The 26835-nt window shown below is 68.6% G+C and carries 24 protein-coding genes and 1 riboswitch; of the genes, 8 read left to right on the top strand and 16 right to left on the bottom strand.

All coding sequences use genetic code 11. The features are described from left to right. Positions 1-121 precede the first annotated feature (121 nt). Positions 122-238, bottom strand: a riboswitch (SAM riboswitch). A gap of 83 nt (positions 239-321) precedes the next feature. The 5 genes from trpD to ABZS61_RS00270 all read right to left on the bottom strand — a co-directional run bounded on the left by trpD (position 322) and on the right by ABZS61_RS00270 (position 5665). Next, positions 322-1386, bottom strand: a complete 1065-nt coding sequence (trpD, locus tag ABZS61_RS00250) for an anthranilate phosphoribosyltransferase (protein WP_356413748.1) — start codon at positions 1384-1386, stop codon at positions 322-324. A gap of 122 nt (positions 1387-1508) precedes the next feature. Further along, positions 1509-3134, bottom strand: a complete 1626-nt coding sequence (locus ABZS61_RS00255) for a cytochrome bc complex cytochrome b subunit (protein ID WP_356413751.1) — start codon at positions 3132-3134, stop codon at positions 1509-1511. Continuing rightward, positions 3131-4183 (bottom strand): Rieske 2Fe-2S domain-containing protein, encoded by a 1053-nt coding sequence (locus tag ABZS61_RS00260; RefSeq protein ID WP_356413753.1) that lies wholly within the window; start codon positions 4181-4183, stop codon positions 3131-3133. The genes ABZS61_RS00255 and ABZS61_RS00260 overlap by 4 nt, the downstream gene beginning before the upstream one ends. Next, a complete protein-coding gene (locus tag ABZS61_RS00265) occupies positions 4180-4989 on the bottom strand; it encodes a c-type cytochrome (RefSeq protein WP_356413756.1) in 810 nt (269 codons plus the stop codon). Before ABZS61_RS00265 ends, ABZS61_RS00260 begins: the two co-directional genes overlap by 4 nt. 55 nt (positions 4990-5044) lie before the next feature. After that, the gene (locus tag ABZS61_RS00270; protein WP_329211890.1) at positions 5045-5665 is read right to left on the bottom strand and encodes a heme-copper oxidase subunit III; all 621 of its coding nucleotides are present in this window, start codon (positions 5663-5665) and stop codon (positions 5045-5047) included. Positions 5666-5861: 196 nt separating this feature from the next. Between ABZS61_RS00270 and ABZS61_RS00275 the strand changes: the two genes are divergently transcribed. Then, a complete protein-coding gene (locus ABZS61_RS00275) occupies positions 5862-6263 on the top strand; it encodes a hypothetical protein (protein ID WP_356413760.1) in 402 nt (133 codons plus the stop codon). Between the two features lie 61 nt (positions 6264-6324). Here the strand turns inward: ABZS61_RS00275 and ABZS61_RS00280 are convergent, their stop codons facing one another. The 4 genes from ABZS61_RS00280 to coxB all read right to left on the bottom strand — a co-directional run bounded on the left by ABZS61_RS00280 (position 6325) and on the right by coxB (position 10802). Further along, positions 6325-7581 (bottom strand): Ig-like domain-containing protein, encoded by a 1257-nt coding sequence (locus tag ABZS61_RS00280; RefSeq protein ID WP_356413763.1) that lies wholly within the window; start codon positions 7579-7581, stop codon positions 6325-6327. A gap of 127 nt (positions 7582-7708) precedes the next feature. After that, positions 7709-8107, bottom strand: coding sequence for a cytochrome c oxidase subunit 4 (locus ABZS61_RS00285; protein WP_356413766.1), 399 nt, complete (start codon positions 8105-8107; stop codon positions 7709-7711). After that, a complete protein-coding gene (gene ctaD / locus ABZS61_RS00290; protein ID WP_356413769.1) occupies positions 8104-9840 on the bottom strand; it encodes a cytochrome c oxidase subunit I in 1737 nt (578 codons plus the stop codon). The genes ABZS61_RS00285 and ctaD overlap by 4 nt, the downstream gene beginning before the upstream one ends. Next, positions 9837-10802, bottom strand: a complete 966-nt coding sequence (gene coxB / locus ABZS61_RS00295) for a cytochrome c oxidase subunit II (RefSeq protein WP_356413772.1) — start codon at positions 10800-10802, stop codon at positions 9837-9839. Before coxB ends, ctaD begins: the two co-directional genes overlap by 4 nt. Before the next feature lie 271 nt (positions 10803-11073). Here coxB and ABZS61_RS00300 point away from each other — a divergent pair, with 271 nt between their 5' ends. Continuing rightward, positions 11074-12456 carry an aminotransferase class V-fold PLP-dependent enzyme gene (locus tag ABZS61_RS00300; protein WP_356413775.1) on the top strand — a complete coding sequence of 461 codons (1383 nt, stop codon included), beginning with the start codon at positions 11074-11076 and terminating at the stop codon, positions 12454-12456. A 7-nt stretch (positions 12457-12463) separates the two neighbouring features. Here ABZS61_RS00300 and ABZS61_RS00305 read toward each other — a convergent pair whose 3' ends face one another. Further along, on the bottom strand, positions 12464-13438 hold the full coding sequence (locus ABZS61_RS00305; RefSeq protein WP_356413778.1) for a carbohydrate kinase family protein: 975 nt from the start codon (positions 13436-13438) through the stop codon (positions 12464-12466). Between the two features lie 159 nt (positions 13439-13597). Between ABZS61_RS00305 and ABZS61_RS00310 the strand changes: the two genes are divergently transcribed. Together ABZS61_RS00310 and ABZS61_RS00315 are read left to right on the top strand one after the other, a co-directional pair. Continuing rightward, positions 13598-13795, top strand: a complete 198-nt coding sequence (locus ABZS61_RS00310; RefSeq protein ID WP_356413781.1) for a hypothetical protein — start codon at positions 13598-13600, stop codon at positions 13793-13795. A 134-nt stretch (positions 13796-13929) separates the two neighbouring features. Beyond that, positions 13930-15396, top strand: coding sequence for a hypothetical protein (locus tag ABZS61_RS00315; protein WP_356413784.1), 1467 nt, complete (start codon positions 13930-13932; stop codon positions 15394-15396). 71 nt (positions 15397-15467) lie between these two features. Here ABZS61_RS00315 and ABZS61_RS00320 read toward each other — a convergent pair whose 3' ends face one another. Then, entirely contained in the window at positions 15468-15824 is a 357-nt protein-coding gene (locus ABZS61_RS00320) for an iron-sulfur cluster assembly accessory protein (RefSeq protein ID WP_056784314.1), read from the bottom strand. Between the two features lie 230 nt (positions 15825-16054). Here ABZS61_RS00320 and nadA point away from each other — a divergent pair, with 230 nt between their 5' ends. Further along, entirely contained in the window at positions 16055-17242 is a 1188-nt protein-coding gene (nadA, locus tag ABZS61_RS00325) for a quinolinate synthase NadA (RefSeq protein WP_356413787.1), read from the top strand. A 143-nt stretch (positions 17243-17385) separates the two neighbouring features. Here nadA and ABZS61_RS00330 read toward each other — a convergent pair whose 3' ends face one another. From ABZS61_RS00330 to ABZS61_RS00350, 5 genes are all read right to left on the bottom strand, one after another. Beyond that, complete coding sequence (locus ABZS61_RS00330; protein WP_356413790.1) at positions 17386-20541, bottom strand: efflux RND transporter permease subunit; 3156 nt, start codon at positions 20539-20541, stop codon at positions 17386-17388. Positions 20542-20720: 179 nt separating this feature from the next. Beyond that, entirely contained in the window at positions 20721-21410 is a 690-nt protein-coding gene (locus ABZS61_RS00335) for a response regulator transcription factor (RefSeq protein WP_329211868.1), read from the bottom strand. After that, positions 21407-22693, bottom strand: a complete 1287-nt coding sequence (locus tag ABZS61_RS00340) for a histidine kinase (RefSeq protein ID WP_356413793.1) — start codon at positions 22691-22693, stop codon at positions 21407-21409. Before ABZS61_RS00340 ends, ABZS61_RS00335 begins: the two co-directional genes overlap by 4 nt. Positions 22694-22851: 158 nt before the next feature. Further along, positions 22852-23130, bottom strand: coding sequence for a hypothetical protein (locus ABZS61_RS00345; RefSeq protein WP_356413796.1), 279 nt, complete (start codon positions 23128-23130; stop codon positions 22852-22854). Between the two features lie 10 nt (positions 23131-23140). After that, positions 23141-23923 (bottom strand): PspA/IM30 family protein, encoded by a 783-nt coding sequence (locus ABZS61_RS00350; protein ID WP_351173641.1) that lies wholly within the window; start codon positions 23921-23923, stop codon positions 23141-23143. Between the two features lie 296 nt (positions 23924-24219). Here ABZS61_RS00350 and ABZS61_RS00355 point away from each other — a divergent pair, with 296 nt between their 5' ends. From ABZS61_RS00355 to ABZS61_RS00365, 3 genes are all read left to right on the top strand, one after another. Then, positions 24220-24819, top strand: coding sequence for a DUF3043 domain-containing protein (locus tag ABZS61_RS00355; protein ID WP_356413800.1), 600 nt, complete (start codon positions 24220-24222; stop codon positions 24817-24819). A gap of 59 nt (positions 24820-24878) precedes the next feature. Next, positions 24879-25613 carry a methyltransferase domain-containing protein gene (locus ABZS61_RS00360; protein WP_356415100.1) on the top strand — a complete coding sequence of 245 codons (735 nt, stop codon included), beginning with the start codon at positions 24879-24881 and terminating at the stop codon, positions 25611-25613. A 101-nt stretch (positions 25614-25714) separates the two neighbouring features. Then, positions 25715-26788, top strand: coding sequence for a trypsin-like peptidase domain-containing protein (locus ABZS61_RS00365; RefSeq protein ID WP_356413803.1), 1074 nt, complete (start codon positions 25715-25717; stop codon positions 26786-26788). Positions 26789-26835: the final 47 nt, after the last annotated feature.

The following is a 26835-nucleotide window of genomic DNA, read 5'->3' on the forward strand; positions in this document are numbered from 1 at the left end:
CAGCGCAGGGAAAGAGAAAAGGGTGCGCGGAGGAGGGCCTTGAGCCCTATCGCATTCGCTTGCTCACAAGAGGCTCCCTGGGGACCAGGACCCCGGGGGTCGGCATTCACAGATGCCTAGGGGCCCGCGCTTGCCGCAGACCTCGCTGCCTGCGGCCTGGTCTTCACCCGGGGCACCCCGCCACGGACGGAGGGTTGCCGGACAGCGAGCCGGGGCTTATTCGCTGTCACTCATGACCTGCGCAGCATCTTGCCATACCTGACCACATGCGCAAGGGCGCAGTCCGCGATCCGGACTGCGGCCCGCCTCGCACGTCCCTCTTCAGGCGTTGCTGGCGGCCACCCAGCGCTCCAGCGCCCTCTTGGCGGCTCCCGAGTCGATCGCGTCCGCGGCCTTCGCGATCCCGGCCGCGATCTGTTCGTTCAGCGTGCCCTCGCCCGGGTCGAGCGCGACCAGCGCGGCAGCGGAGTTGAGGAGGACCGCCTCGCGTACGGGACCGGTCTCCCCGTCCAGCATCCGCCGGGCCACGTCCGCGTTGAACGAGGCGTCGGCACCACGCAGCGCCGAGACCGGCACCAGGTCCAGGCCGACGTCCCGCGGGTCGAACGCCTCTTCGCGTACGGCCCCGTCCCGGACGATCCAGACCCGGGAGGTCGCCGTGGTCGTCAGCTCGTCGAGGCCGTCGTCGCCCCGGAAGACCAGCGCCGAGTTGCCCCGGTCGGCAAGCACACCCGCGACGATCGGCGCCATCTTGAGGTCGGCGACGCCGACGGCCTGGGAGCGCACCTGGGCCGGATTGGTGAGCGGGCCGAGGATGTTGAAGGTGGTCGGCGTGCCGAGCTCCTTGCGTGCCCTCGCCGCGTGCCGCAGGGCGGGGTGGAACTTCACCGCGAAGCAGAAGGTGATGCCCGCTTCCTCGGCGACCCGGACGACGCCCTGCGGGGTCAGCTCGAGGTTGACGCCGAGCTTCTCGAGCACGTCGGAGGCGCCGCTCGCCGAGGAGGAGGCGCGGTTGCCGTGCTTGACGACCTTGGCGCCGGTCCCGGCGACGACGATCGCCGACATGGTGGAGATGTTGACCGTCTTCGCCAGGTCACCACCGGTGCCCACGATGTCGACCGTGCGGCCGGGCACCTGGATGGTGTGGGCGTGCTCGTACATGGTGCGTACGAGTCCGGTGACCTCGTCGACGGTCTCGCCCTTGGCACGCAGGGCGATCACGAAGCCGGCGATCTGCACGTCGGTGGCCTCGCCGCTCATGATGCGGTCCATGGCCCACGCGGTGTCCTCTGCCGTCAGGCTCTCGCCGCGCAGGAGGGGCATCAGCACGCCGGGCCAGGAACGGTCCGCCACGCTGTCGCCGCCGTCCGGGGTCACAACGTTCATGGTCCGCTCCTGGGGTCCACAGCCGATAAAAGGATCCCCCCACCCTATCCAGCCCCGGGGACGGCGAAGAGCCCCGTCCATCGAATGGACGGGGCTCCTGCCGTGGCGATCAGTTCAGGTGATCAGTGGTGGCCGTGGCCGCTGGTGATCTCCTTGTACTCCTCGGCGGAGGGCTTGGCGATCTGGCTCTGCTCGCCGTAGTAGCTCTTGCTGAGCTTGGCCCGCAGCTTCTGCAGCGCCGAAGGCTTGCGCTCGACACCGTTCTCGTCGACCGTCGGGCCGATCTCGACCGGCTTGTACTGCTCGTGCGCGGTGAGCGTGTGCAGCTGACCCTGGCTGAGCGGCTCGTGGATCTCGACGAACTCACCGTGCGGCAGGCGCTTGATGGTGCCGGACTCGCGTCCGTGCAACACCTTGTCCCTGTCGCGGCGCTGGAGGCCGAGGCAGATCCGCTTCGTCACGATGAACGCGATGACCGGGCCCACGAAGATGAAGATCCGGACGAACCAGGAGATGGCGTTCAGCGACAGGTGGAAGTGCGTGGCCCACAGGTCGTTTCCACCACCGATGAAGACGATGACGTACTCCGTGATCCATGCGACACCGAAGGCCGTACGGGTCGGGGCGTTGCGCGGGCGGTCCAGGATGTGGTGCTCGCGCTTGTCCCCGGTGACCCAGGACTCGATGAAGGGGTAGACCGCGATCGCCGCGAGCACCAGGCCGAAGGCCGTCAGCGGGATGAACACACCCAGGACGAGCGTGTGACCCCACAGGTTGATCTCCCAGCCCGGCATCACTCGGATCAGACCCTCGGCGAAGCCCATGTACCAGTCGGGCTGGGCGCCGGTGGACACCTGGTCCGGGCGGTACGGGCCGAGGGCCCAGATCGGGTTGATCGAGGCGATGCCCGAGATGATGGCGATGACACCGAAGACGAGGAAGAAGAACCCTCCGGCCTTCGCCATGTACACCGGCAGCAGCGGCATGCCGACGACGTTCTTGTTGGTCTTGCCGGGACCCGCGAACTGCGTGTGCTTGTGGTAGAAGACCAGGATCAGGTGGGCCACGACCAGGCCGAGCATGATGCCCGGCAGCAGCAGGATGTGGATCGAGTAGAACCGGGCCACGAAGTCGCCGCCGGGGAACTCCCCGCCGAACAGGAACATCGAGATGTACGTACCGACGATCGGCGTCGCCAGGATCGCGCCCTGGGTGAAGCGGACACCCGTGCCGGAGAGCAGGTCGTCCGGGAGCGAGTAGCCGGTGAACCCGGTGAACATGCCCAGGACGAACAGCAGGAAGCCGAACATCCAGTTGATCTCACGGGGCTTGCGGAACGCACCCGTGAAGAAGACGCGCATCATGTGCACGAACATGCCGGCCAGGAAGATCAGCGCGGCCCAGTGGTGGATCTGCCGTACGAGCAGACCACCGCGGACGTCGAAGCTGATGTCCAGCGTCGAGGCGTAGGCCTCGGACATCCGGATGCCCTGCATCGGCTCGTACGAGCCGTGGTACACGACCTCGTTCATGCTCGGGTGGAAGAACAGCGTCAGATACACACCCGTGAGGATGATGATGATGAAGCTGTAGAGGCAGATCTCACCGAGCATGAAGGACCAATGGTCCGGGAAGATCTTGCGCATGTTGGCCTTGGCCAGGCCGTAGATGCCCAGCCGGCCGTCTGCCCAGTCGGCTACCCGCTCACCGGCGGGCGCCTTGCGCTTTGAATCCGTCGCAGTAGTCATCCGCGCTCCCAGAAGGCAGGACCGACGGGCTCTTCGAAGTCGCCGAGCGCCTCGAGGTTGCCCTCGCTGTTCACACCGATCCGCAGCTGCGGAAGGGCGTGACCGGCCGGACCGAAGATGACGCGGGCGCCGTCGGAGAGGTCGAAGGTGGACTGGTGGCACGGGCAGAGCACGTGGTGCGTCTGCTGCTCGTACAGGCTGATCGGGCAGCCGACGTGGGTACAGATCTTGGAGAAGGCCACGATTCCCTCGTGGGCCCACTCACGCTCACGCTTGTCCTTGATGTTGTCCGGCTCGATGCGGATGATCATCAGGGCAGCCTTGGCGATCTGCGTCTGGAAGTCGTGCGCGTCCTCCTCCAGGCCCTCGGGCATGGCGAAGGTCAGCGAACCGACGACGACGTCCTCGGGGCGAAGCGGCTCCATCGTGTTCATGTTGATGAGCTGCTTGCCCTTGGCCCACAGGGTCGAGCGGAGCTTCTTCTCCGGCAGCGGGCCGAGGTCGCGCAGCAGCATGACGCCGGAGAGCGGCACCAGGGCCAGCGCACCGAACATGGTGTTGCGGATCAGCTTGCGCCGCCCGATCGCCGACTCCTTGGCACCGTCCGCGAAGTCGGCGAGAACCTTCGCCTTGACCTCGGGCTCGGCCTCGATGGCGTGCCGGTCGTCGGCGACCTCCACGTCGGACATCAGGGTGCGCGCCCAGTGGACGGCCCCCGCTCCGATGCAGAAGAGCGCCACGCCCAGGGTCAGGCCCAGGGAGAAGTTGAGCGAGCTCACGTGCCCGAACGGCCAGATGTAGACGATCTGGTCGACCGGGAAGATGACGTAGGAGGCGATGAACGCCACCGTGGCCAGCATGGACAGCGTGAACATGAAGGCGACGGCTCGCTCGGAGCGGCGCGCGGCACGTTCGTCGATGTCCTGGATGCGCGGCCGGTGGGCCGGCAGCCCGGGGTCGGCGAACGGATCGCCGGCTCCCTCTACCGCGCCGTGCGCGGCGTCCTGCTCTGCGGGCAGGACCTCTTCTGGAATCTCTTGGCTACTCATGACTTCTTGGCCTTAGCGGTGTGGGCCGCGACCCAAACGGCAATTGCGACGAGGGCACCGAGCCCGAAGACCCACGCGAACAGACCTTCGCTGACGGGTCCGAGACCACCGAGGCTGAGGCCACCGGGGCTTTCGGCGTCGTCACCGTTGACGGTCTTGATGTACGCGATGATGTCCTTCTTCTGCTGCTCCGGCATGGTGCTGTCGGGGAAGGACGGCATGCTCTGCGGGCCGGTCTGCATGGCCTGGTAGATGTGCTTCGGGCTCACGCCTTCGAGGTTCGGGGCGTACTTGCCGTGTGTCAGCGCGCCGCCCTCACCGGTGAAGTTGTGGCACTGCGCGCAGTTCGTACGGAACAGGTCGCCGCCCTTGGCCACGTCGGCGCCCGCGGGGTCGACCTGGCTGTCGGTGGGGGTGATCGGACCGGCGCCCAGGGACGCGACGTACGCCGCGAGCTGGTCGATGTCGGCCTGGGAGTAGACGACCGGCTTCTTCGGTACCTGGGCACCCGGCTGCTGGGCCGGCATACGTCCGGTACCGACCTGGAAGTCGACGGCGGCTGAGCCGACGCCCACGAGGGACGGCCCGTCGGAGGTGCCCTGACCGCCGGTTCCGTGGCAGCTGGCGCAGCCTACGGAGTAGAGCTTCTTGCCCTCGTCGATGGCGAGGGACTGGGCGGTTTCGTCGGCCTGCGCCTTACCCGCAGGCGCAAACGCGGCGTACAGCCCCCCGGTAGCCGCCAGCGCGAGGAGTAGTACGACGACCGCCGCCAGCGGATGGCGTCGTCGTGCGGAGAGCTTTTTCACGGATTACCCCGGTGTCAGGATCTTCTGCGTCGATGGTGGGTGGGTGCGAGCCCGGTTACTTGATCATGTAGATCGTGGCGAACAGGCCGATCCAGACGACATCGACGAAGTGCCAGTAGTAGGACACGACGATGGCGGCTGTGGCCTGCTCGTGGGTGAATCTCGAGGCCGCGTATGTCCTGCCCAGTACGAGCAGGAAGGCGATGAGACCGCCTGTCACATGCAGACCGTGGAAGCCGGTCGTCAGGTAGAACACCGAGCCGTACGGGTCGGAGGACAGGGAGAGACCCGCCTCCTTGACCAGCTCGGTGTACTCGAGGACCTGGCCTCCGATGAAGATCGCACCCATCACGAACGTGATGATGAACCAGGTGCGGAGCTTCTTCACATCGCCCCGCTCCGCGGCGAATACGCCGAGCTGGCAGGTGAGAGAGGAAAGCACCAGGATCGTGGTGTTCGTCGCCGAGAACGGGAAGTTCAGATGGTGGGCCATCTCCTTCCAGTGAGCGGGTCCCATCACCGATCGCAGGGTGAAGTACATCGCGAAGAGGGCCGCGAAGAACATCAGCTCGGAACTCAACCAGATGATGGTTCCGACGCTGGTGAGGTTCGGCCGATTGACCGACGGGTGCGCGTGCCCGGTTTCTACTGTCGTTGCTGTCGCCACGACCGACATTATGTCGGTCGCTTATCCAGCCCTCACTCCGGGGGGTGCCGTTCGGTGTGTCAGTGGGGTGTGTCCTCACCGAACGGCCCAGCGAAACGCTGGCATCAACGGTGCTGACAGACTGTCCGCCGGAGTACGATCCGCCCAACGGTTCATGCCCCGAGAGCTCAGAGCGCCCCGAAGACACGGATGTCACGGAGGAACAATGCAGCCGACCGCCACGGTCCTGGTCTACAGCGACGACGCCAACACCCGTGAGCAGGTGAGGCTTGCCGCGGGCCGCAGGCCCGCGGCCGACGTGCCTCAGGTGGAGTTCCTGGAGTGCGCGACCCTCCCGGCCGTCCTGAGCGCGCTGGACGGCGGCGGTGTCGATGTCTGCGTGCTGGACGGCGAGACGGCTCCGGCGGGCGGTATGGGCGTCTGCCGGCAGATCAAGGACGAGATCTTCGACTGCCCGCCGGTGCTCCTGCTGATCGGGCGCCCCCAGGACGCCTGGCTGGCCACGTGGAGCCGTGCCGACTCCGCGGTGACCCATCCGGTCGACCCGGTCGACTTCGCGGACGCCCTGGCCGCCCTGCTGCGCGCCAGGCTCTCCGTGGAGGCCTGAGACGGAGGGGCCCCGAACCCCTCCGCGGTGTCCTTCGAGGGCGCGGCGCACTCCCGGCCGGTCAGACCCGCGGGCGCAGCCGCGCCGCCTCGACGTCGGTGCCCGAGTCCGGTGTGCCGCCCCCGTGCAGGGCGCTGCCCTTCCGCCAGGCGTCCCAGTCCAGGTTCCAGTCGCCGAAGCCGTTGTCGAACGGCGTCATCGTCTCGCCGTCACTCCCGACGACCTTGACGATGTCGCCCTCACGTACGGTCTCGAAGAACCATTGGGCGTTGGCGGTGCTCATCCCCGTGCAGCCGTGGCTGACGTTGGCACTGCCCTGTGAACCGGTCGACCAGGGCGCCGCGTGGACGTACTCACCGCTCCAGGTGACGCGTGTCGCCCAGTAGACGGGCAGGTCGTACGACTCCGAGGACCCGGCGGCGATGCCGACGCTCTCCCCGCGCATACGTACGAACTGCTCCTTGGCCAGCACCACCTTGACGCCGTTGCGCGTGTCGAAGCCGGGCTTGCCCGTGGTGACCGGCAGAGTGTTGATCACCTCACCGTTGCGCAGCACGGTCATGGAGTGGTCGGAGGCGTCGGTGATCGCTTCTATGCGGTCGCCGGTGGTGAGCTTCAGCGGTTTCGCGGCGGCACCGTAGAGGGCGTTGGTGACCTTGATGCCCGAGAGGTTGCTGCGTACGTCGATGGTGGCGTCGGAGGGCCAGTAGTCCTTGGGCCGGTAGTGCAGGGTCTTGTCGTCGACCCAGTACCAGGAGCCCGTGACCGCGGGCGTGGACCGGACCTGCAGCCCGCGCTCCACGGTCGCCCTGGCCGCCTTGTCCTTGACCGGAGCGCTGAGTTCCGCTGTGAGGGGCTGTCCGACGCCGTAGGTGCCCGCCTGTGGGCCGAAGGCGACCTTGAGGAACTTCTTGGCCGAGGTCGTCCCGAAGGCGTAGGTGCGGCTGCCGGGGGCTCCGTCGCCGTTCTCGGTGGAGACCTTGACGGTGTACCGGGTGCCGGCGGCGAGCGAGGTGGTGGAGTGCCACCGCCGTCCGTCGGCGGCGAGTTCGCCCGCCAGATGGCGGCCCTGCGTGTCGACGGCCGTCACATCGGTGATGCGTACGTCGTCATCCTTGACGGTGACTTCGAGGGGCTTGTCGGGGTCGGCCTTCTCGCCCTTGGAAGGGCCGTTGAAGGAGACCAGGTCGGCCGCGTCGTACGGCTTCAGCGACAACGGATGGCCATCGGGTTCGCCACAGGCGGTCGCACCTGCAACCAGGGTCACGACCAGCAGAGTGCAGCTCACTACGGTGCGGATGCGCGGCGTGTGGTTCATGAACCCACGCTAAGAAGATTCATCCGATCCAGCGCGTTCAGCGACTGCAAACGGGGGCCCGCCCCGCTCATTGCTGAGCGGGGCGGGCCCCCGTAAGGGTGTAACGGGTCCTACGGACGGCGCGGTCTCACTGGGTGCGGTTCTCACCGCGGTAGTACTCGAAGACCCAGCCGAAGAGGCCGATCAGCAGCAGCGGGGCCGAGAAGTAGGCCAGCCACCAGCCGAAGACGACGCCCAGGAAGAGCAGGGCGCCACCGATGGCCAGCGAGAGCGGCTGCCAGCTGTGCGGGGAGAAGAAGCCCACTTCACCGGCTTCGTCCGCGACATCGGCTTCCTTGTTGTCCTGGGCCATCTTGTCGACCCTGTTGGCCGTGAAGGCCAAGTAGAAGCCGATCATGATGGTCAGCCCGAAGGACAGGACGAGCGCGGTGGTACCCACCGGCTCCTTGGACCAGACGCCGTACGTGATGGCCATGGCCAGCATGAAGACGCTCAGCCAGATGAACAGCTTGCCCTGGATCTTCACTTGCCGGCCTCCTTGCCGCCGACGAGGACCTTGTCACCATCGGAGTGGTGCTCCAGCAGCTCGAGCGCCGCGATCTCCGGGTGGTGCAGGTCGAACGCCGGGGATTCGGAACGGATCCGCGGCAGCGTGAGGAAGTTGTGCCGCGGGGGCGGGCAGGACGTGGCCCATTCGAGCGAACGGCCGTAGCCCCACGGGTCGTCGACCTCGATCTTCTTGCCGTACTTGGCGGTCTTCCACACGTTGTAGAAGAACGGCAGCATCGACAGGCCGAGCACGAAGGAAGAGATCGTCGAGATCGTGTTCAGCGCGGTGAAGCCGTCCGCCGCGAGGTAGTCCGCGTAACGACGGGGCATACCTTCCGCGCCGAGCCAGTGCTGCACCAGGAACGTGCCGTGGAAGCCCACGAACAGCGTCCAGAAGGTCATCTTCCCGAGCCGCTCGTCCAGCATCTTGCCGGTGAACTTCGGCCACCAGAAGTGGAATCCGGCGAACATCGCGAAGACCACGGTGCCGAAGACGACGTAGTGGAAGTGCGCCACCACGAAGTACGAGTCGGAGACGTGGAAGTCCAGGGGCGGCGAAGCCAGGATCACGCCGGTCAGACCACCGAAGGCGAAGGTGATCAGGAAGCCGACGGACCAGAGCATCGGTGTCTCGAAGGACAACGACCCCTTCCACATCGTGCCGATCCAGTTGAAGAACTTCACACCGGTCGGTACCGCGATGAGGAAGGTCATGAACGAGAAGAACGGCAACAGCACACCGCCCGTCACGTACATGTGGTGCGCCCACACCGTCACCGAGAGGCCGGCGATGGAAATCGTCGCCGCGATGAGACCGATGTAGCCGAACATCGGCTTCCGGCTGAACACCGGAATGATCTCGGAGACGATTCCGAAGAACGGCAGGGCGATGATGTACACCTCTGGATGGCCGAAGAACCAGAAGAGGTGTTGCCAGAGCAATGAGCCGCCATTGGCCGCGTCGAAGATATGCGCACCGAATTTACGGTCCGCCTCCAGCGCGAAGAGCGCGGCGGCCAGGACCGGGAACGCCAGCAGGACCAGAACACCGGTCAGCAGGACGTTCCAGGTGAAGATCGGCATGCGGAACATCGTCATGCCGGGGGCGCGCATGCAGATGATCGTGGTGATGAAGTTGACCGAGCCGAGGATCGTGCCGAAGCCGGAGAAGGCCAGACCCATGATCCACATATCGGCGCCGATGCCCGGCGAGCGGACCGCGTCCGACAGCGGGGCGTAGGCGAACCAGCCGAAGTCGGCCGCACCCTGAGGGGTGAGGAACCCGGCCACCGCGATGATCGAGCCGAAGAGGTACAGCCAGTACGCGAACATGTTCAACCGCGGGAACGCCACATCGGGCGCGCCGATCTGCAGCGGCATGATCCAGTTCGCGAACCCGGCGAACAGCGGCGTCGCGAACATCAGCAGCATGATCGTGCCGTGCATCGTGAACGCCTGGTTGAACTGCTCGTTCGACATGATCTGCGTACCCGGCCTGGCCAGCTCGGCGCGCATGAAGAGCGCCAGCAGGCCACCGATGCAGAAGAAGGCGAACGACGTGATCAGGTACATCGTGCCGATGGTCTTGTGGTCAGTGGTGGTCATCCACTTGACGACGACACTCCCCGGCTGCTTGCGCCGTACCGGCAGCTCGTCCTCGAACGAGTCGTCTGCTGCCGCGGCACCCTGGGATTCATTGAGGATGCTCACAGTTTGTTCGTCTCCGCATTCCTGGCCGGGTCCGTCTGCTCGATGCCTGCCGGCACGTAGCCCGTCTGACCCTTCTCCGCCAGCTCCTTGAGGTGCTGCTGGTAACGCTCCGGAGAGACGATCTTGACGTTGAAGAGCATCCGGGAGTGGTCGACGCCGCAGAGCTCGGCGCACTTGCCCATGTAGGTGCCCTCCTTGTTCGGAGTCACCTCGAAGGAGTTCGTGTGGCCCGGAATGACGTCCTGCTTCATGAGGAACGGCACCACCCAGAAGGAGTGGATGACGTCACGCGAAGTCAGAACGAAGCGGACCTTCTCGCCCTTCGGCAGCCACAGGGTCGGACCCGGGTTGCCGTTCTGCGGGTTCCTCGTACCGGGGATGCCCACGTCGTAGACGCCGCCGGCGTCCGCGGGGAAGTCCTTGCGGTACTTGTCGGGGATGGCGTCGAGTTCCTTCGGGATCTCGCCGGTGGAGGGCGAGCCCTCCACGTTCTCGATGTAGTTGAAGCCCCAGCTCCACTGGTAGCCGACCACGTTGATGGTGTGGGCGGGCTTCGGTGTGAGCTCGAGGAGCTTCGATTCATCGCGTGCGGTGAAGTAGAAGAACACCGAGACGATGATGAGGGGGACCACTGTGTACAACGCCTCGATGGGCATGTTGTACCTGGTCTGCTGAGGTACCTCCACCTTGGTCCGGCTACGCCGGTGGAAGATGACACTCCAGATGATCAGCCCCCAGACAAGGACACCCGTGGCGAGCGCTGCCGCCCACGAGCCCTGCCAGAGGGACAGGATGATCGGGGCCTCTTCCGTTACCGGGGTGGGCATACCGAGGCGCGGGAAATCCTCCCAGTTGTATGAACAACCGGAGGCCGTCGCCAGGACCAGGCCCGCAGTCAGCACCTGCGGCAGCTTCCGCCGCATCGGGCGCCGCGACAAGCGGTCGGAGCCGTTGGGACTCACGTAGCGCCTTCCCGAGAGTCTCGCCCGCACGGTCGGCGCGCCCGTCTCACTTGGTCGGTCGCCGGCCCTGACGCGGGCAGGGGTTTGGATGTTTATGCGGACCAAACCCTACTGGACGCTATTTGGGGTCGCGCGGGGAGGGTGCCCAACGCGCCGCCCGACTCCCCGAAGGGGTGGAATCCGGCCCTCCGGCGGTCATCTGACGCTCCCTCTCCCGGCTCGGGCGGCGGCCCGCCCCCAGGTCGGCGCCGGTGCGGGCTAGCGTGGCGGTGTGTCCTACTTCGATACCGCCTCCTCCGCTCCCCTGCACCCCGTCGCCCGTCAGGCGCTGCTTGCCTCGCTGGACGAGGGCTGGGCCGATCCCGCCCGCCTGTACCGCGAGGGGCGGCGGGCCGGACTGTTGCTGGACGCGGCCCGGGAGGCCGCGGCGGAGGCCGTCGGATGCCGGCCTGACGAGCTCGTCTTCACCTCCTCGGGCACCCGGGCGGTGCACTCCGGGATGGCCGGGGCCCTTCACGGCCGTCGGCGTGTCGGCCGCCATCTGGTGGTCTCCGCAGTCGAACACTCGTCGGTGCTGCACTCCGCTGCGGCGCTGGAGGCGGCGGGTGGGTCGTTCACCGAGGTGCCGGTGGACCGGGCCGGTGCGGTAGACCCGTCGGCGTACGGCCGGGCGCTGCGGGCGGACACGGCGCTGGCCTGCCTGCAGTCGGCCAACCATGAGGTGGGGACCGTGCAGCCGGTGGCCGAGACCGCCGGGATCTGCGCCGACGCCGGCGTTCCCCTCCTGGTGGACGCCGCGCAGTCGCTGGGGTGGGGGCCGGTGCCCGGCGGGTGGTCCCTGCTGACCGCCAGCGCCCACAAGTGGGGCGGACCCGCGGGGGTCGGCCTGCTCGCCGTCCGCAAAGGTGTCCGGTTCGCCCCCCAAGGCGCCGCCGACGAACGGGAGTCGGGCCGCGCCGCGGGCTTCGAGAACATCCCGGCGATCGTGGCCGCGGCGGCCTCGCTGCGCGCGGTGCGCGCCGAAGCGGCGGCGGAGTCCGTACGGCTGCGGGCCCTGGTGGACCGTATCCGCACCGCGGTGGCCGGTGTGGTGCCCGATGTGGAGGTGGTCGGCGATCCGGTGCGGCGGCTGCCGCACCTGGTGACCTTCTCCTGTCTCTATGTCGATGGAGAGACCCTGCTGCATGAGCTGGACCGGGCGGAATTCTCTGTTTCATCCGGTTCGTCCTGCACAAGCAGCACGCTGACTCCCAGCCATGTCCTCAAAGCCATGGGGGTGCTCACGGAGGGAAACATCCGCGTGTCGCTCCCCGCCGGGACCACCGACGCCGAGGTCGACCGGTTCCTGGAGGTGCTTCCCGGCCTGGTGGCGGGGGTACGGGAGAAGCTCGGGGCTCCCGCCGCGGTGGTCCCCTCCCCCGCCTCAGCCGCCTCGCTGGTCGTCGACGCACTCGGCAGGCGCTGCCCGATTCCGGTGATCGAGCTCGCAAAGGTGATCGGAGAGGTACCCGTGGGCGGCACGGTGACGGTCCTCGCCGACGACGAGGCCGCCCGGCTCGACATTCCCGCCTGGTGCGAGATGCGCGAGCAGGAGTACGTGGGTGAGGAGCCGGCGGACCGGGGTTCGGCCTTCGTGGTCCGCCGGCTCGTGTGAGCCCGTCCTAGGAGAGGTGCGCCCGGACCTCGGTGGCGGCCTCGTCGCCGTACGCCTTGGTGAAGCGGTCCATGAAGTGGGTGCGGCGCAGGGTGTACTCCTGGGTGCCGACCGTCTCGATGACCAGGGTCGCGAGCATGCAGCCGACCTGGGCGGCACGCTCCAGGCCCACGCCCCACGCGAGGCCGGAGAGGAAGCCGGCCCGGAAGGCGTCGCCGACGCCGGTGGGGTCGGCCTTCCGCTCCTCCTCGGCGCAGCCGACCTCGATCGGGTCCTGACCGGCCTGCTCGATGCGGACGCCGCGGGCTCCGAGGGTGGTGACGCGGTGGCCGACCTTCGAGAGGATCTCCTCGTCGCTCCAGCCGGTCTTGGACTCGATGAGCCCCTTCTCGTACTCGTTGGAGAAGAGGTACGTGGCGCCGTCGAGGAGGATCCTGATCTCGTCGCCGTCCATCCGGGCGATCTGCTGCGAGAAGTCGGCGGCGAACGGGATCCCGCGGGAGCGGCACTCCTCGGTGTGGCGCAGCATCGCCTCGGGGTCGTCGGCTCCGATGGAGACGAGGTCCAGGCCGCCGACGCGGTCGGCGACGCTCTTCAGCTCGATCAGCCGGGCCTCGCTCATCGCGCCCGTGTAGAAGGAGCCGATCTGGTTGTGGTCGGCGTCCGTCGTGCAGACGAAGCGCGCCGTGTGCAGGACCTCGGAGATCCGGATCGATTCGGTGTCGACGCCGTGCCGGTCGAGCCATGCGCGGTAGTCGTCGAAGTCGGCCCCGGCGGCGCCGACCAGGATCGGCTCGGTGCCGAGCAGCCCCATGCCGAACGCGATGTTGGCGCCGACACCGCCGCGGCGTACGTCAAGGTTGTCGACCAGGAAGGACAGCGAGACCGTGTGCAGCTGATCCGCGACCAGCTGGTCGGCGAATCGGCCGGGGAAGGTCATGAGGTGGTCGGTGGCGATGGAGCCGGTGACTGCAATGCGCACGGGGAGGCTGCTCCTGCGGAAGGCGAAGGGAACGCGTGAGCGCGCCCTCCGGGACGGCATGACAGTTCACGCTACCCGGTGGCGCCATCGGACCTGAAGGGGAAAACTACCCGATAGTAGGTCTTTCTACCTGAGCTCCACCGTGCGTACGGTGCGGATATGAGGAACAACATCGTTTCGCGCGAGTCCGAGATGAGCCTGGCTGAGCTGCGAGGTGACTGTGCACGCATGGCGCCCCACTGGGTCGTACCCGTGAAGACTGCCACTGAGCCGGTGACGCCGTCCTTGATTCACGGGGTCACGGTGCCGCCCTCCTCGGCCCGCCTGATCGACGCCATGTCCGAGTACGGGGACTGACCGGTCGTCCGTAGGGGCGGCTCCCCCGCGCACCGCGGTGGAACCGCACGCTCCCCTGCTCCGTCCCACCGTTGTCCCCACTCGGGGGACAGGCGTTGAGCCAGTGGCGGCTATGCAGTCGAAGGAGCGATCCGGTGAGCACCGAGCAACCCGAGAATGACGTGACCGGCCCCCGGCGGCGGCGTTCACCGCTCGCGGTGGCGTCGGTGGCGGCAGCTGTGCTGCTGGTCGGAGGCGGCGGGCTGTACTGGGCGTCGAACACTCCGGGCGAAGCCGGCCCCGGACTCGGCCCCGACCCCGGCTCGCCCCCTCTGCTCTCGCTGAACATCGCTGCGGACAGCGGCCCCTCGGCGCCTCCGCAGGGCATCGCGCCGGGCGAGCCGGATCCCCACGGCGGCGGGACCGTCTACCGCGCCTCGGGAGACCTGCCCGAAGGTCCGGACAAGGCCGCCGTCCACCGCGCGGCGGGGACGGTGACGTCGGCCGAGGTGGCCCGCCTGGCGAAGGCCCTCGGGGTGCAGGGGACGCCGCGCGCCGACGGCACTGCCTGGAAGGTGGGCGTCGACGGGGACGGGTCGGGACCCATCCTGCGGGTGACCGAGCAGGCTCCCGGCACCTGGACCTTCGCCCGGTACAGCCCCGGCGGCCCGGACGCCTGCGAGTCGGTCTCGGTCTGCTCGAAGGACGCGGCACCGGGGACCGGCACCGGCTCGCCGGTGAGCGAGAAGGCCGCCAAGGCCGCGGCGGTGCCGGTGCTCAAGGCCGTGGGGCAGGGCGGCGCCGCACTCGACGCGCGCCAGGTGATGGGCTCCGTACGGGTGGTGAATGCCGACCCCGAGGTCGGCGGGCTGCCGACCTACGGCTGGTCCACAGGGATCCAGGTGGGCGCCGGTGGCGAGGTCGTCGGCGGCAGCGGGCAGCTGAAGGGCCTGGAGAAGGGCGACACCTACCCGGTGATCGGTGCGGACGAGGCGCTGAAGCAGCTGAACGCCGAGAACCGGCGGAACGCGAAGCCGTCCGTCGGCGGCTGCGCGTCACCCGTACCGCTGGAGGGCGACCCGTCCTCGCCGAAGACCGGCTGCGCCTCGCGGAGCGGGGCGCCGGTGGCCACCACCATGACGGTCGACAAGGCTGTTCTGGGACTCGCGGCGCAGTACGTGGACGGGGAGCAGACGCTCGTCCCGTCGTGGATCTTCTCCGTGCGGCCCGACGGCGGTGGCCCCGGGAGCACCGTCACCCAGGTCGCCGTGGACCCGGACTACCTGGCGAAGAAGGACGGCACGGAGCCGGCGCCCGAGCCCACGAAGGACCCGGGGACGGACCCGGGTGACGCGACCGGCAGCGGGCGGCAGGTCATCTCGTACAGCGCCGACGGGCGGACGCTGGACGTGACGTTCTGGGGCGGCGTCTGCAATACGTACGCGGCGCACGCCGAGGAGAGCGGGTCGACGGTCCGGGTGACGGTCACGGAGTCGGAGCCGGAGCCCGGGAAGGCCTGCATCATGATCGCCAAGGAACTGACACGGACGGTGACACTGGACGCGCCGCTCGACGGCCGGAAGGTGCTCGACGCGTCGGGCGCGACGGTGCCGCGCGGCTGAAGCCGCACCGCACGCGGACGACAGCGGCGGCGCTCCCGGGGTCCGGGAGCGCCGCCGCTGTCGCGTCAGGTCTAGCTGAAGGAGTCACCGCAGGCGCAGGAGCCCGTGGCGTTCGGGTTGTCGATCGTGAAGCCCTGCTTCTCGATCGTGTCCACGAAGTCGACCGAGGCGCCGCCCAGGTACGGGGCGCTCATGCGGTCGGTGACAACCTTGACGCCGCCGAAGTCCTTGACGACATCGCCGTCGAGCGAGCGCTCGTCGAAGAAGAGCTGGTAGCGCAGGCCGGAGCAACCTCCGGGCTGAACGGCGACGCGCAGAGCGAGGTCGTCACGGCCCTCCTGCTCCAGCAGGGTCCTGACCTTGTCTGCGGCGGCGTCGGACAGGAGGATGCCGTCGCTCACGGTGGTGGTCTCGTCCGATACGGACATCTGCTTCTCTCCCGGGTTGTACGGAGTGCTTGCCGACGGTCCAACCATCGGGGCCTCGGATTCATTCCGGGCCGGGCGCTTGTCTGTTCCCTTCATGCTCGCACACCGCACCCTCGGCGGGATGCGTCACATCGACGCTATCGGCATCGTCAATCTGACGTGATCCGGTTATGATAGATAGCGTCAATTAGACGAAAAGGCTTGTTCGCAGAGTTCGCAGAAAAGAAAGGGTGCGTGTCGTGACCACCGCCCAGCCCCTGGATGTCCAGCCGACACCCCTCGCCCTGCTGCTGCTCGGCCGCGAGGCCGACCCGAGGAGTGAGCGCGGCGTCGAATGCCCCGGCGACCTGCCCTCCCCGTCCGACCCGGACCTCGTGGAGCGCGCTCGCGCAGCCAAGGAGAAGCTCGGGGACAAGGTCTTCGTCCTCGGACACCACTACCAGCGCGACGAGGTCATCCAGTTCGCGGACGTCACCGGCGACTCGTTCAAGCTCGCCCGGGACGCGGCCGCGCGGCCCGAGGCGGAGTACATCGTCTTCTGCGGCGTGCACTTCATGGCCGAGTCCGCGGACATCCTGACCGGTGACGACCAGAAGGTCGTCCTGCCGGACCTGGCGGCGGGCTGCTCGATGGCCGACATGGCCACGGCGGAGCAGGTCGCCGAGTGCTGGGACGTGCTGACGGAGGCGGGCGTCGCCGACCAGGTCGTTCCCGTCTCCTACATGAACTCCTCCGCCGACATCAAGGCCTTCACCGGCCGGCACGGCGGGACGATCTGCACCTCGTCGAACGCGAAGCGGGCGCTGGAGTGGGCCTTCGCGCAGGGCGAGAAGGTGCTCTTCCTGCCGGACCAGCACCTGGGGCGCAACACCGCCGTGCGGGACATGGGGATGACCCTGGAGGACTGCGTCCTCTACAACCCGCACAAGCCGAACGGCGGCCTCACCGCCGAGGAGCTGCGGAACGCGAAGATGATCCTGTGGCGCGGGCACTGCTCGGTGCACGGGCGCTTTTCGGTGGAGTCCGTCAACGACGTGCGGGAGCGGATCCCGGGTGTCAACGTGCTGGTCCACCCGGAGTGCAGGAACGAGGTCGTGGCGGCCGCGGACTACGTGGGCTCGACCGAGTACATCATCAAGGCCCTGGAGGCGGCCCCGGCCGGTTCGAAGTGGGCCATCGGTACGGAGCTGAACCTGGTACGCCGCCTGGCGAACCGTTTCGCCGCGGAGGACAAGGAGATCGTCTTCCTCGACAAGACGGTGTGCTTCTGCTCGACGATGAACCGGATCGACCTGCCGCACCTGGTGTGGACACTGGAGTCGCTGGCCGAGGGGAACCTCGTCAACCGGATCCAGGTCGACCCGGAGACGGAGAAGTACGCGAAGTTCGCGCTGGAGCGGATGCTGGCACTGCCGTAGGGCGTGACGGGGGCGGACCCGGCCGCGGCAGGGGCGCCTGCCCGGGCCCGGCCGCGCGGCCGTTCCCACACGTCGCCTGAAAGGGAAGGCCCCCGACGCCGTCGTACGGCGTCGGGGGCCTTCCTGTGTCGCTACGAGGGCCGTCAGGCCTTCGCGGGCTCCGGCTCGTCGGAGGTGGCTTCCTCCGGCGTCCCGGGGGCCGTGACGCCCGCCTTCGCCTCGCGCTTGGCCGCCTTCTTCTTGGCGCGGCGCTCCTTGCGGAGCTCGACCATCGCGTAGAGCGTCGGCACCAGGAGCAGCGTCAGCAGCGTGGAGGTGATCAGACCGCCGATCACCACGACCGCCAGCGGCTGGGAGATGAACCCGCCCTCGCCGGTGACGCCGAGCGCCATCGGGAGGAGGGCGAAGATCGTCGCCAGTGCCGTCATCAGGATCGGGCGCAGACGGTGGCGGCCGCCCTCGACGACTGCCTCGACGACGCCCATCCCCTGCGATCTGTACTGGTTGATCAGGTCGATCAGCACGATCGCGTTCGTCACCACGATGCCGATCAGCATCAGCATGCCGATCATCGCCGGGACGCCCATCGGGGTGCCGGTGATGACGAGGAGGCCGATGGCGCCGGTCGCCGCGAACGGGATGGAGACCAGCAGGATCAGCGGCTGGATGAGCGACCGGAAGGTGGCCACCAGCAGCATGAAGACGATCGCGATGGCCGCCAGCATGGCGAGGCCCAGCTTCATGAAGGCGTCGTCCTGGTCCTGGGAGACGCCGCCGATGGATGCGGTGGCGCCGTCCGGGAGGTCCAGGGCGTTGATCTTCGTCTGGAGCGAGGCGCTGACCGCGCCGGTGTTGTCACCGGTCGGCTTGGCGGTGATCGTCGCCGCGCGCTGTCCGTCGATCCGGGTCATCGTGACCGGCCCGGGGACCAGCTTCACGTCGGCGATCTGACCCAGCTGGACCGGGCCGAGCTTCAGGGCCTTCAGTTCGGCCATGGTGGTGGCCGGGCTGGACGACTTCACGATGACGTCACGCTCGGTGTCGTCCATGATCGCCTTGCCGGACGGGGTGCCGCGCACCGCGCCGGCGACCGCCGCGCCGAGCGTGGTCTCGTTGAATCCGGCATCCGCGGCCTTGTCGTTGGCCTTGACCGAGATACGCGGAACGCTCTGCGCCAGGTCGCTCTGGACGTCGGTGACGTCGTCGAGCTTCGCCACCTCGGTCCGGACCGCTTCGGAGGCCCTCTTCAGGATGTCCGCGTCCGCGGCCTTCACCACGACGCTCAGGTCCTGGCTTCCGAAGCCGTCACCCGCGGCGATCGTCGTGTCGCCGATGCCGTCGAGCGTGCCGAGGGCCTCGTCGATCCTGTCCTGGGTGGCGTCGAAGTCCGCCGAGTCCTTGAGGGTGACCTGGTAGGAGGCCTGGTTGGCTCCCGTACCGCCGCCGAAGGCCGCCATGAAGCCGGAGGAGCCGACGGTGACCTGGTAGTCCTTGACGCCGTCGTCGGCCGCGAGGACCTTCTCGACCTTCTGCGCGGCGGCGTCGGCCGCCTCCAGGCTGGTGCCGGGGGTCAGCTCCTGCTTGATGGAGAGGACTTCCTGCTCACCCTGGTCGAAGAAGTTGGTCTTCAGCAGGGGTGCCATTCCGAAGGTGCCGAACAGCACCACGAAGGCGATGACGATGCTGGTGACACGGCGCCGTGTCGCGAAGCGCAGCACGGGGACGTAGAGCCGCTGGAGCCGGCTCGCGGCTTCCTTCTCCTCGGCCTTGCGGCGCGCCTCGTCCGGGTTCTCGGCGGTGCCCTTGGGGGCGCGCAGGAACCAGTACGAGAGGACCGGGACCACGGTCAGCGAGACCAGCAGGGAGGCCAGGAGGGCCGCGGTGACGGTCAGGGAGAACGAGCCGAAGAGCTGGCCCACCATGCCGCCCACCAGACCGATGGGCAGGAAGACCGCGACGGTGGTGAGCGTGGAGGAGGTGACCGCGCCGGCCACTTCCTTGACCGCGGTGATGATCGCCGAATGGCGCTCCTCGCCGTAGCCGAGGTGCCGCTTGATGTTCTCCAGGACGACGATCGAGTCGTCGACGACCCGGCCGATCGCAATCGTGAGCGCGCCCAGCGTGAGCATGTTCAGCGAGAGGTCGCGGGTCCAGAGCACGATCAGCGCGAGGACCACGGACAGCGGGATGGAGACCGCGGTGACCAGGGTCGAGCGGATCGACGCGAGGAAGACCAGGATCACGATGACCGCGAAGAGCAGTCCGAGCGCGCCCTCGGTGGTCAGGCCGGAGATCGCCTTGGAGACGGCCGGCCCCTGGTCCGAGACGACGGTCAGCTCGGCGCCGGAACCGAGGTCCTTGCGCAGGTCGGGGAGCTTGTCCTGGACGGCGTCCGAGATGGCGACGGCGCTGCCGTCCTTGTCCATCGTGGCCATCACGGCGAGGCTCGGCTTGCCGTTCGTACGGGTGATGGAGACCGCGGTGGAGGGCTCCTGCTTCACCGTGGCGATGTCGCCGACGCGGACCGGCTTCCCGGGCTTGCCGGTGGCGGGGTTCTGCGCGGAGACCTTCAGGTCCTCGATCTGCTTCAGCGAGGTGAAGGAGCCGCCGACCTGGATGGTGCGGCTCTTGCCCGCCTCGGAGAAGGAACCGGCCGGGACGGTGGCACCGCCGGCCTGGAGGGCCTGGGCCAGCGAGCCGGCGTTCAATCCGGCGGCGGTGAGCTTCCTGTCGTCGGGGACGACGGAGACCTGGAGTTCCTGGACGCCGTCGACCGCGACCTGGCCGACGCCGTCGATGTCCTCGATGGCCGGGACGACCGTGCGGTCCAGCTGGTCGGCGAGCGCCTGCTGGTCCTTGTCGGAGGTGACGGCGAGGACGACGGTCGGGATGTCGTCCGTCGAACCGGCGATGACCTGCGGGTCGACGTCCTCGGGCAGCTGGATGCGGGCACGGTTCACGGCCTGCTGGATGTCCGCGACGAGCTGCTTGGTGCCTTCGTCACCGAAGTCGAAGCTCGCCATGATGACGGCGTTGCCCTCGCTGGCGGTCGAGGTGATGCCCTCGACGCCGTCGACGGCCTTGATGGCGTTCTCGAGAGGTTCTACGACCTGCTTCTCGACCACATCGGGGGACGCACCCTGATAGGGGGCCAGCACCGACACCATCGGGAGTTCGATGGTGGGCAGCAGCTGCTGCTTGAGCTGCGGGATCGCGATCGCTCCGAAAACGAGCGCGACGATCGAGATCAGCCCGATAAGGGCCCGTTGCGCGAGGCTGAATCTGGACAGCCAGGACATGGGTGGGTCTCTCTTCTGTGGCTTACGCGGCAGATGGGCGGCTGCTCAGGGAGCAGAAAAAAGGGGGACACAGCCCGCCCGCCTATACGATCGCCGATCCCGGGGACGGATTCGTCGCCCCCCGGGTTGCATTCTTATGTCGCGCATACCGCAGCTGGAGTACGCCGGATCTCCACCCGTCACTCCGCCCTGGGACGCACCAGGCCCGATTCGTACGCAATGACAACCAATTGGGCCCGGTCCCGGGCGCCCAGCTTCGCCATGGCCCTGTTGACATGGGTCTTCACGGTGAGCGGGCTGACGGCGAGCCGCTCGGCGATCTCGTCGTTGGAGTGCCCGCCCGCGACCAGGACGAGCACCTCGCGCTCCCGCACGGTGAGCGCGCCGAGCCGCTCGGCGTACGCCGCGGCGTCCGGACCCTCGCCCGCGCTGCCGCCCTGAGCAAGGAACGTGGCGATGAGCCCCTTGGTCGCGACCGGGGAGAGCAGCGCCTCCCCTGCCGCGGCGATGCGGATGGCGTTGAGCAGCTCGTCCGGTTCGGCACCCTTGCCGAGAAAGCCGGACGCACCCGCGCGCAGGGACTGCACCACGTACTCGTCCACCTCGAAGGTGGTGAGCATGACGACACGTACACCCGCGAGATCCGGATCGGCGCTGATCATCCGGGTGGCGGCGAGCCCGTCGGTGCCGGGCATCCGGATGTCCATCAGCACCACATCGGCGCGGGTCGAGCGGGCCAGTTCCACCGCCTGTGCGCCGTCCGCGGCCTCACCGACGACCTGCATGTCGGGCTCCGAGTCGACCAGCACCCGGAACGCGCTGCGCAGCAGCGCCTGGTCGTCGGCCAGCAGCACCTTGATCGGTGTCATGCGCGTCCCCCCGTGCTGTCCGCCGTGCCCGGCTTCTCCGGCTCACCCGTGCGCGTCATGACGGGCAGGATCGCATGGACCCGGAATCCGCCGCCGTAACGGGGGCCCGCGGTGAGGGTGCCGCCGAGCGCGGTGACGCGTTCGCGCATGCCGATGAGGCCGTGGCCGCCGCCGTCGCGCTCCTCGTACGGGTTCGTTCCGTCGTCCGCGGGCCTCGGCGCGCCCCTGCCGTTGTCCAGCACCGTGATCTCCGCGGTGCTCCCGACCCGTACGACGCTCACCTCGGCCTTCGCGTCGGCACCCGCGTGCTTGCGCACATTGGTGAGCGCTTCCTGGATGATCCGGTAGGCCGCGAGGTCGACGGCCGCGGGCAACGGGCTGTCCCGGTCGGTGCAGGCCACCTCGACGGGGAGTCCCGCGTTGCGGAAGGTGTCGACGAGCTCGCCGAGGACCGCGAGGCCGGGGGCCGGCTCGGTGGGCGCCGCGGGGTCGCCGGACTGGCGCAGCAGCCCGACCGTGGTCCTGAGCTCGCGCAGTGCGGAGCGGCTGGCCTCACGGACGTGGGCGAGCGCCTCCTTGGCCTGGTCGGGGCGTTTGTCCATGACGTGGGCGGCCACCCCGGCCTGGACGTTGACCAGGGCGATGTGGTGGGCGACGACGTCGTGCAGGTCCCGGGCGATCCGCAGCCGCTCCTCGGCGACCCGCCGTCGGGCCTCTTCCTCACGGGTCCGCTCGGCCCGCTCGGCGCGTTCCCTGATCGCGTCGATGAACGCGCGTCTGCTGCGGACCGCGTCACCGGCGGCTGCGGCCATGCCGGTCCAGGCGAACACGCTGAGGTTCTCCTGGCTGTACCAGGGCGTCGAGCCGACCACCATCGCCGCCACGGTCAGCACCGCCATCGTCAGCAGCCCGACCCGCCAGGTGGTGGGGCGGTCGGTGCGGGACGCGACGGTGAAGAGCGCGATGACCGCACTCATCACCACGGGGGCGGGCGGGTCCATGAGGGTGAACTCGGCGGCGGACAGCAGCCCGGTCACGGCGAGTACCGCCATGGGATCGCGCCGCCGCAGCACGAGTGCGCCGGCGCCGAGCACCATGAGCAGCACGCTCGACGGTTCGGGGGTGCGGACGCCGAAAATCGGCCCGTGCCCCGGATTCGGTTCGGCGAACGACGCACAGATCATGCAGGCGAGCACGGCCAGGGCGAGCGCCGCGTCGAATACCAGGGGATGGCCGCGCAGCCAGCGTCGGGCGCGCACGAGCCCGGTTCCGAGGGTGGTCACGTCAAGCTACGGTACGGCGTGTCGCGCACATTTCTGTCCCTGCGGTGTGCGGATCCGACCACAGAACGGCCCCGAGCCCCAGAACGCCCGTGCCACTGTGCCCCGCGCCGGTGGGACCGGGCGGGGCACAGTGCGGGAGTGGGGAGCGAAGCGCTCGGTCAGCCGGGGATGAGCCCGTCGTCACGGAGCATGGCGCGCACCTCTTCGAGGGTCGCGTCAGGAGCCGGCAGGATCAGCTCGGACGGCTCCAGGGAGTCGTCCGGCAGCGGCGAGCCGAGCTCGCGCACCTTGTCGAGGAGCGCGTGGAGAGTGGTGCGAAAGCCGGGGCCGTCGCCGCTCTCCATCTCTGCGAGCAGTACGTCGTCGAGCTTGTTCAGCTCGGCGACATGACTGTCGGCCAGTTCTACCTGGCCCTCCCCCATGATCCGTACGATCATGACGCCGCCCTTACTGCTTGTCGAACTTGTGCGGGGACTGCTGCGACTGCGGTGCCGAGTCCTGCGCACCGCCTTCGATGGCCTGCTGGGAAGAGGAGGAGCCGCCGGCCAGTTCGGCCTTCATGCGCTGCAGCTCCAGCTCTACATCCGTACCACCGGAGATCCGGTCCAGCTCGGCGGCGATGTCGTCCTTCGCCGTCCCGGTCGGGTCGTCCAGGGCACCGGAGGCCAGCAGCTCGTCGATGGCTCCGGCGCGCGCCTGCAATTGCTGGGTCTTGTCCTCGGCCCGCTGGATCGCGAGGCCGACGTCACCCATCTCCTCGGAGATGCCGGAGAACGCCTCACCGATCCGGGTCTGTGCCTGGGCCGCCGTGTAGGTGGCCTTGATCGTCTCCTTCTTCGTACGGAAGGCGTCGACCTTGGCCTGCAGCCTCTGGGCCGCGAGGGTGAGCTTCTCCTCCTCACCCTGCAGCGTCTGGTGCTGCGTCTCCAGGTCCGTGACCTGCTGCTGGAGGGCGGCGCGCCGGGACAGCGCCTCTCGGGCCAGGTCCTCGCGACCGAGCGCGAGCGCCTTGCGTCCCTGGTCCTCCAGCTTGGACGACTGCCCCTGCAGCTGATTCAGCTGCAGCTCGAGCCGCTTGCGCGAGGTCGCCACATCGGCGACGCCGCGGCGTACCTTCTGAAGCAGCTCCAGCTGCTTCTGGTACGAGTAATCGAGGGTCTCGCGCGGATCCTCGGCCCGGTCAAGGGCCTTGTTTGCCTTCGCGCGGAAGATCATTCCCATACGCTTCATGACACCGCTCATGGGCTTCGCGCGCCCCCTTCTGACGGACTGAGCTCCAGCACTCCAACAGAACCCACAGTACGGGCCCTGCCTCTATTACCGCACTGTTCGGGTACGGATGTGCTCCTACCCAAGGACGACTGCCACCTGCGACCACTCCCGCCCAGGGAGTAGAGGAACATCAGGGAAACCGGTGGCGACGTCCGTTCTGCCCCTGTCGGGACACCTTTCAGGACGCAGGCCGTTGCCGGATCGTTCCCGCCCGGTCCTGACTTGCCCGGACCGACCCCGTACCCTTGGGTTTTGTGTTCCGTAGCCGTTCCAAGGAAGAGAAGGCCCCCACCAACAAGGTGACGGCGGACCTCTCCAAGCAGCCCCGCGACCCTCAGGCTCCCAAGGGTCGCCCCACCCCCAAGCGCAACGAGGCCCAGACGCAGCGCCGACGTGCTTCGAGCGGCACGCCGACCGATCGCAAGGAGGCCACGAAGCGACAGCGCGAAGCGCGCCGCGCGGACCTGGCCAAGCAGCGTGAGGCGCTCGCGTCGGGTGACGAGCGTTATCTCCCCGCACGTGACAAGGGGCCCGTGCGGCGCTTCGTCCGTGACTTCGTGGACTCACGCTTCTGCATCGCGGAGTACTTCCTTCCGCTCGCAGTGGTCATCCTGATCCTCAGCGTGATCCAGATCAAGAACATCCAGAACATCTCGCTGCTGCTCTGGCTCGGCGTGATCGTGCTGATCGTGGTCGACTCCATCGGCCTCGCGTTCCGGCTCAAGAAGCAGCTCGCCGAGCGCTTCCCGGACACACCCAAGCGCGGCGCCGTGGCCTACGGCCTGATGCGTACCCTCCAGATGCGTCGACTGCGGCTTCCGAAGCCGCAGGTCAAGCGGGGAGAGCGGCCCTGAGCACGGAGACCTCCGGTTTCACGGGGGTCTCTTCGCAATGGCTGGACGGGCTCGGCGGACTGCGCAACACGGTCCGCCAGGAGCTCGTCGCCCGGCAGCTGGACGAGCAGATAGCCGCGCGCTTTCCCGTGGGGAGGCGACTGCGGGTGCTCGATGTCGGCATGGGCCAGGGCACGCAGGCGCTGCGCCTGGCCCGGGCCGGACACTCCGTGACCGGTCTGGAGTCCGACGGCGAGATGCTTCGGACCGCCCGGGAGTCCCTCGCGGGCGAGCCCGAGGGCATCCGGGAGCGGGTGCGCCTCATCGAGGGCGACGGCCGCGACACCGGGGTGCACTTCCTGCCCGGCAGCTTCGACGTGGTGCTCTGCCACGGCGTCCTGATGTACGTGCCCGAGCCTGATCCGATGTTGGCGGGCCTGGCCCGGATGCTGGCGGCCGGCGGGCTTCTCTCGCTGCTCGTGCGGAACGCGGACGCGCTGGCGATGCGGTCCGGGACCGCGGGGGACTTCGGCGGGGCTCTCGCGGCTTTCGACACGGATACGTACACCAACCGGCTCGGCCTCCGTGTGCGGGCCGACCGGCTCGACGCGCTGACATCCACGCTCGCCGGGATCGCCGCACCGCTGCACGCCTGGTACGGCGTGCGGGTGTTCACCGACAACGTGAGCAACGACGACGAACTGCCCGGCGCCCAGGAGCTGGAGCAGGTGCTGGCAGCCGAGGACCGTGCGGGGCGGACCGATCCGTACCGCAGGGTGGCGGCGCTGCTGCATCTGTGCGGGGTGCGCGGCTGAGGGCCGTCTGTCCCCGGCGGGGTTCGGCGAACCCCGGGCCGTACGTCTGATCGGCCCATCAGCGCATGCCCCGTCCTGGGCCCCCTGGCGATACTCCGGGCATGGACGCATCCTCCTCCCGCGGCCGAGCCCGCCGCCTGCTGCTACCTCTGATCGCCGGTGCCTGCGCGATCGCCCTGGCGGGCGGCTGTTCCGGCGCGGGTTCCTCCCCGGCCGGCGCCCCCGTGCAGCAGGGCGCGGTGGCCCGGGCGCCGGGTGATCTCGAGAGCCAGTACCAGAACGTCATCAGGGATGTGTTGCCCTCGGTCGTGCAGATCGGCGCCGGGAACAGTCTCGGCTCCGGCATCGTCTACGACGACAAGGGCCATATCGTCACGAACGCGCACGTCGTGGGAAGCGCGAAGACCTTCGACGTCACGGTCGCCACCGGTGAGAAGGGGCTCAAGGCCTCCCTGGTCTCCTCCTATCCGGAACAGGACCTGGCGGTCGTCAGGCTGAACGACATCCCGGGCGGGCTGAAGGCCGCGACGTTCGGCGACGCCGAAAAGGTCGAGGTGGGGCAGATCGTGCTGGCCATGGGCTCGCCGCTCGGCCTGTCCAGCAGCGTCACCCAGGGCATCGTCTCCGCTTTGGGGCGGACGGTCAGCGAGAGCAGCTCGGGCGGTGGCACCGGGGCGACGCTCGCCGACATGGTGCAGACCTCGGCGGCGATCAACCCGGGCAACAGCGGCGGGGCGCTGGTGAACCTGGACAGCGAGGTGATCGGCATCCCGACGCTCGCGGCGGCGGATCCGCAGCTGGGCGGCAGTGCGGCACCCGGGATCGGATTCGCGATCCCGGTCTCCATGGTGCGGACGGTCGCGGACCAGATCATCAAGTCCGGCAAGGTCACGGACTCGGGCCGGGCGGCGCTGAACATCACGGGTCGCACTGTCGTCGACGACGACTACCAGCCGGCCGGTGTCGCCGTCGTCAGCCTGCAGAAGGGCGGGGCCGCGGAGAAGGCGGGTCTGCGCACCGGAGACGTCATCACCGCGATCGACGACACCCCCGTCACGACGATCACCTCGCTGTCGGAGGCCCTGGCGGGCGAGAAGCCGGGCGGGCGGGTCACGGTGACGTACTCGCGCGGCGATTCGACGAAGACGGTCGAGGCCACACTGGGCGAGATCTGAGCCGATGCCTCACGGCACCCGGCCCGGCACCCTGGCGGGTGGCGGGC

The sequence above is a fragment of the Streptomyces sp. NPDC005566 genome, from assembly GCF_040605575.1.
In the GTDB taxonomy this organism is placed as follows: Bacteria; Actinomycetota; Actinomycetes; order Streptomycetales; family Streptomycetaceae; genus Streptomyces.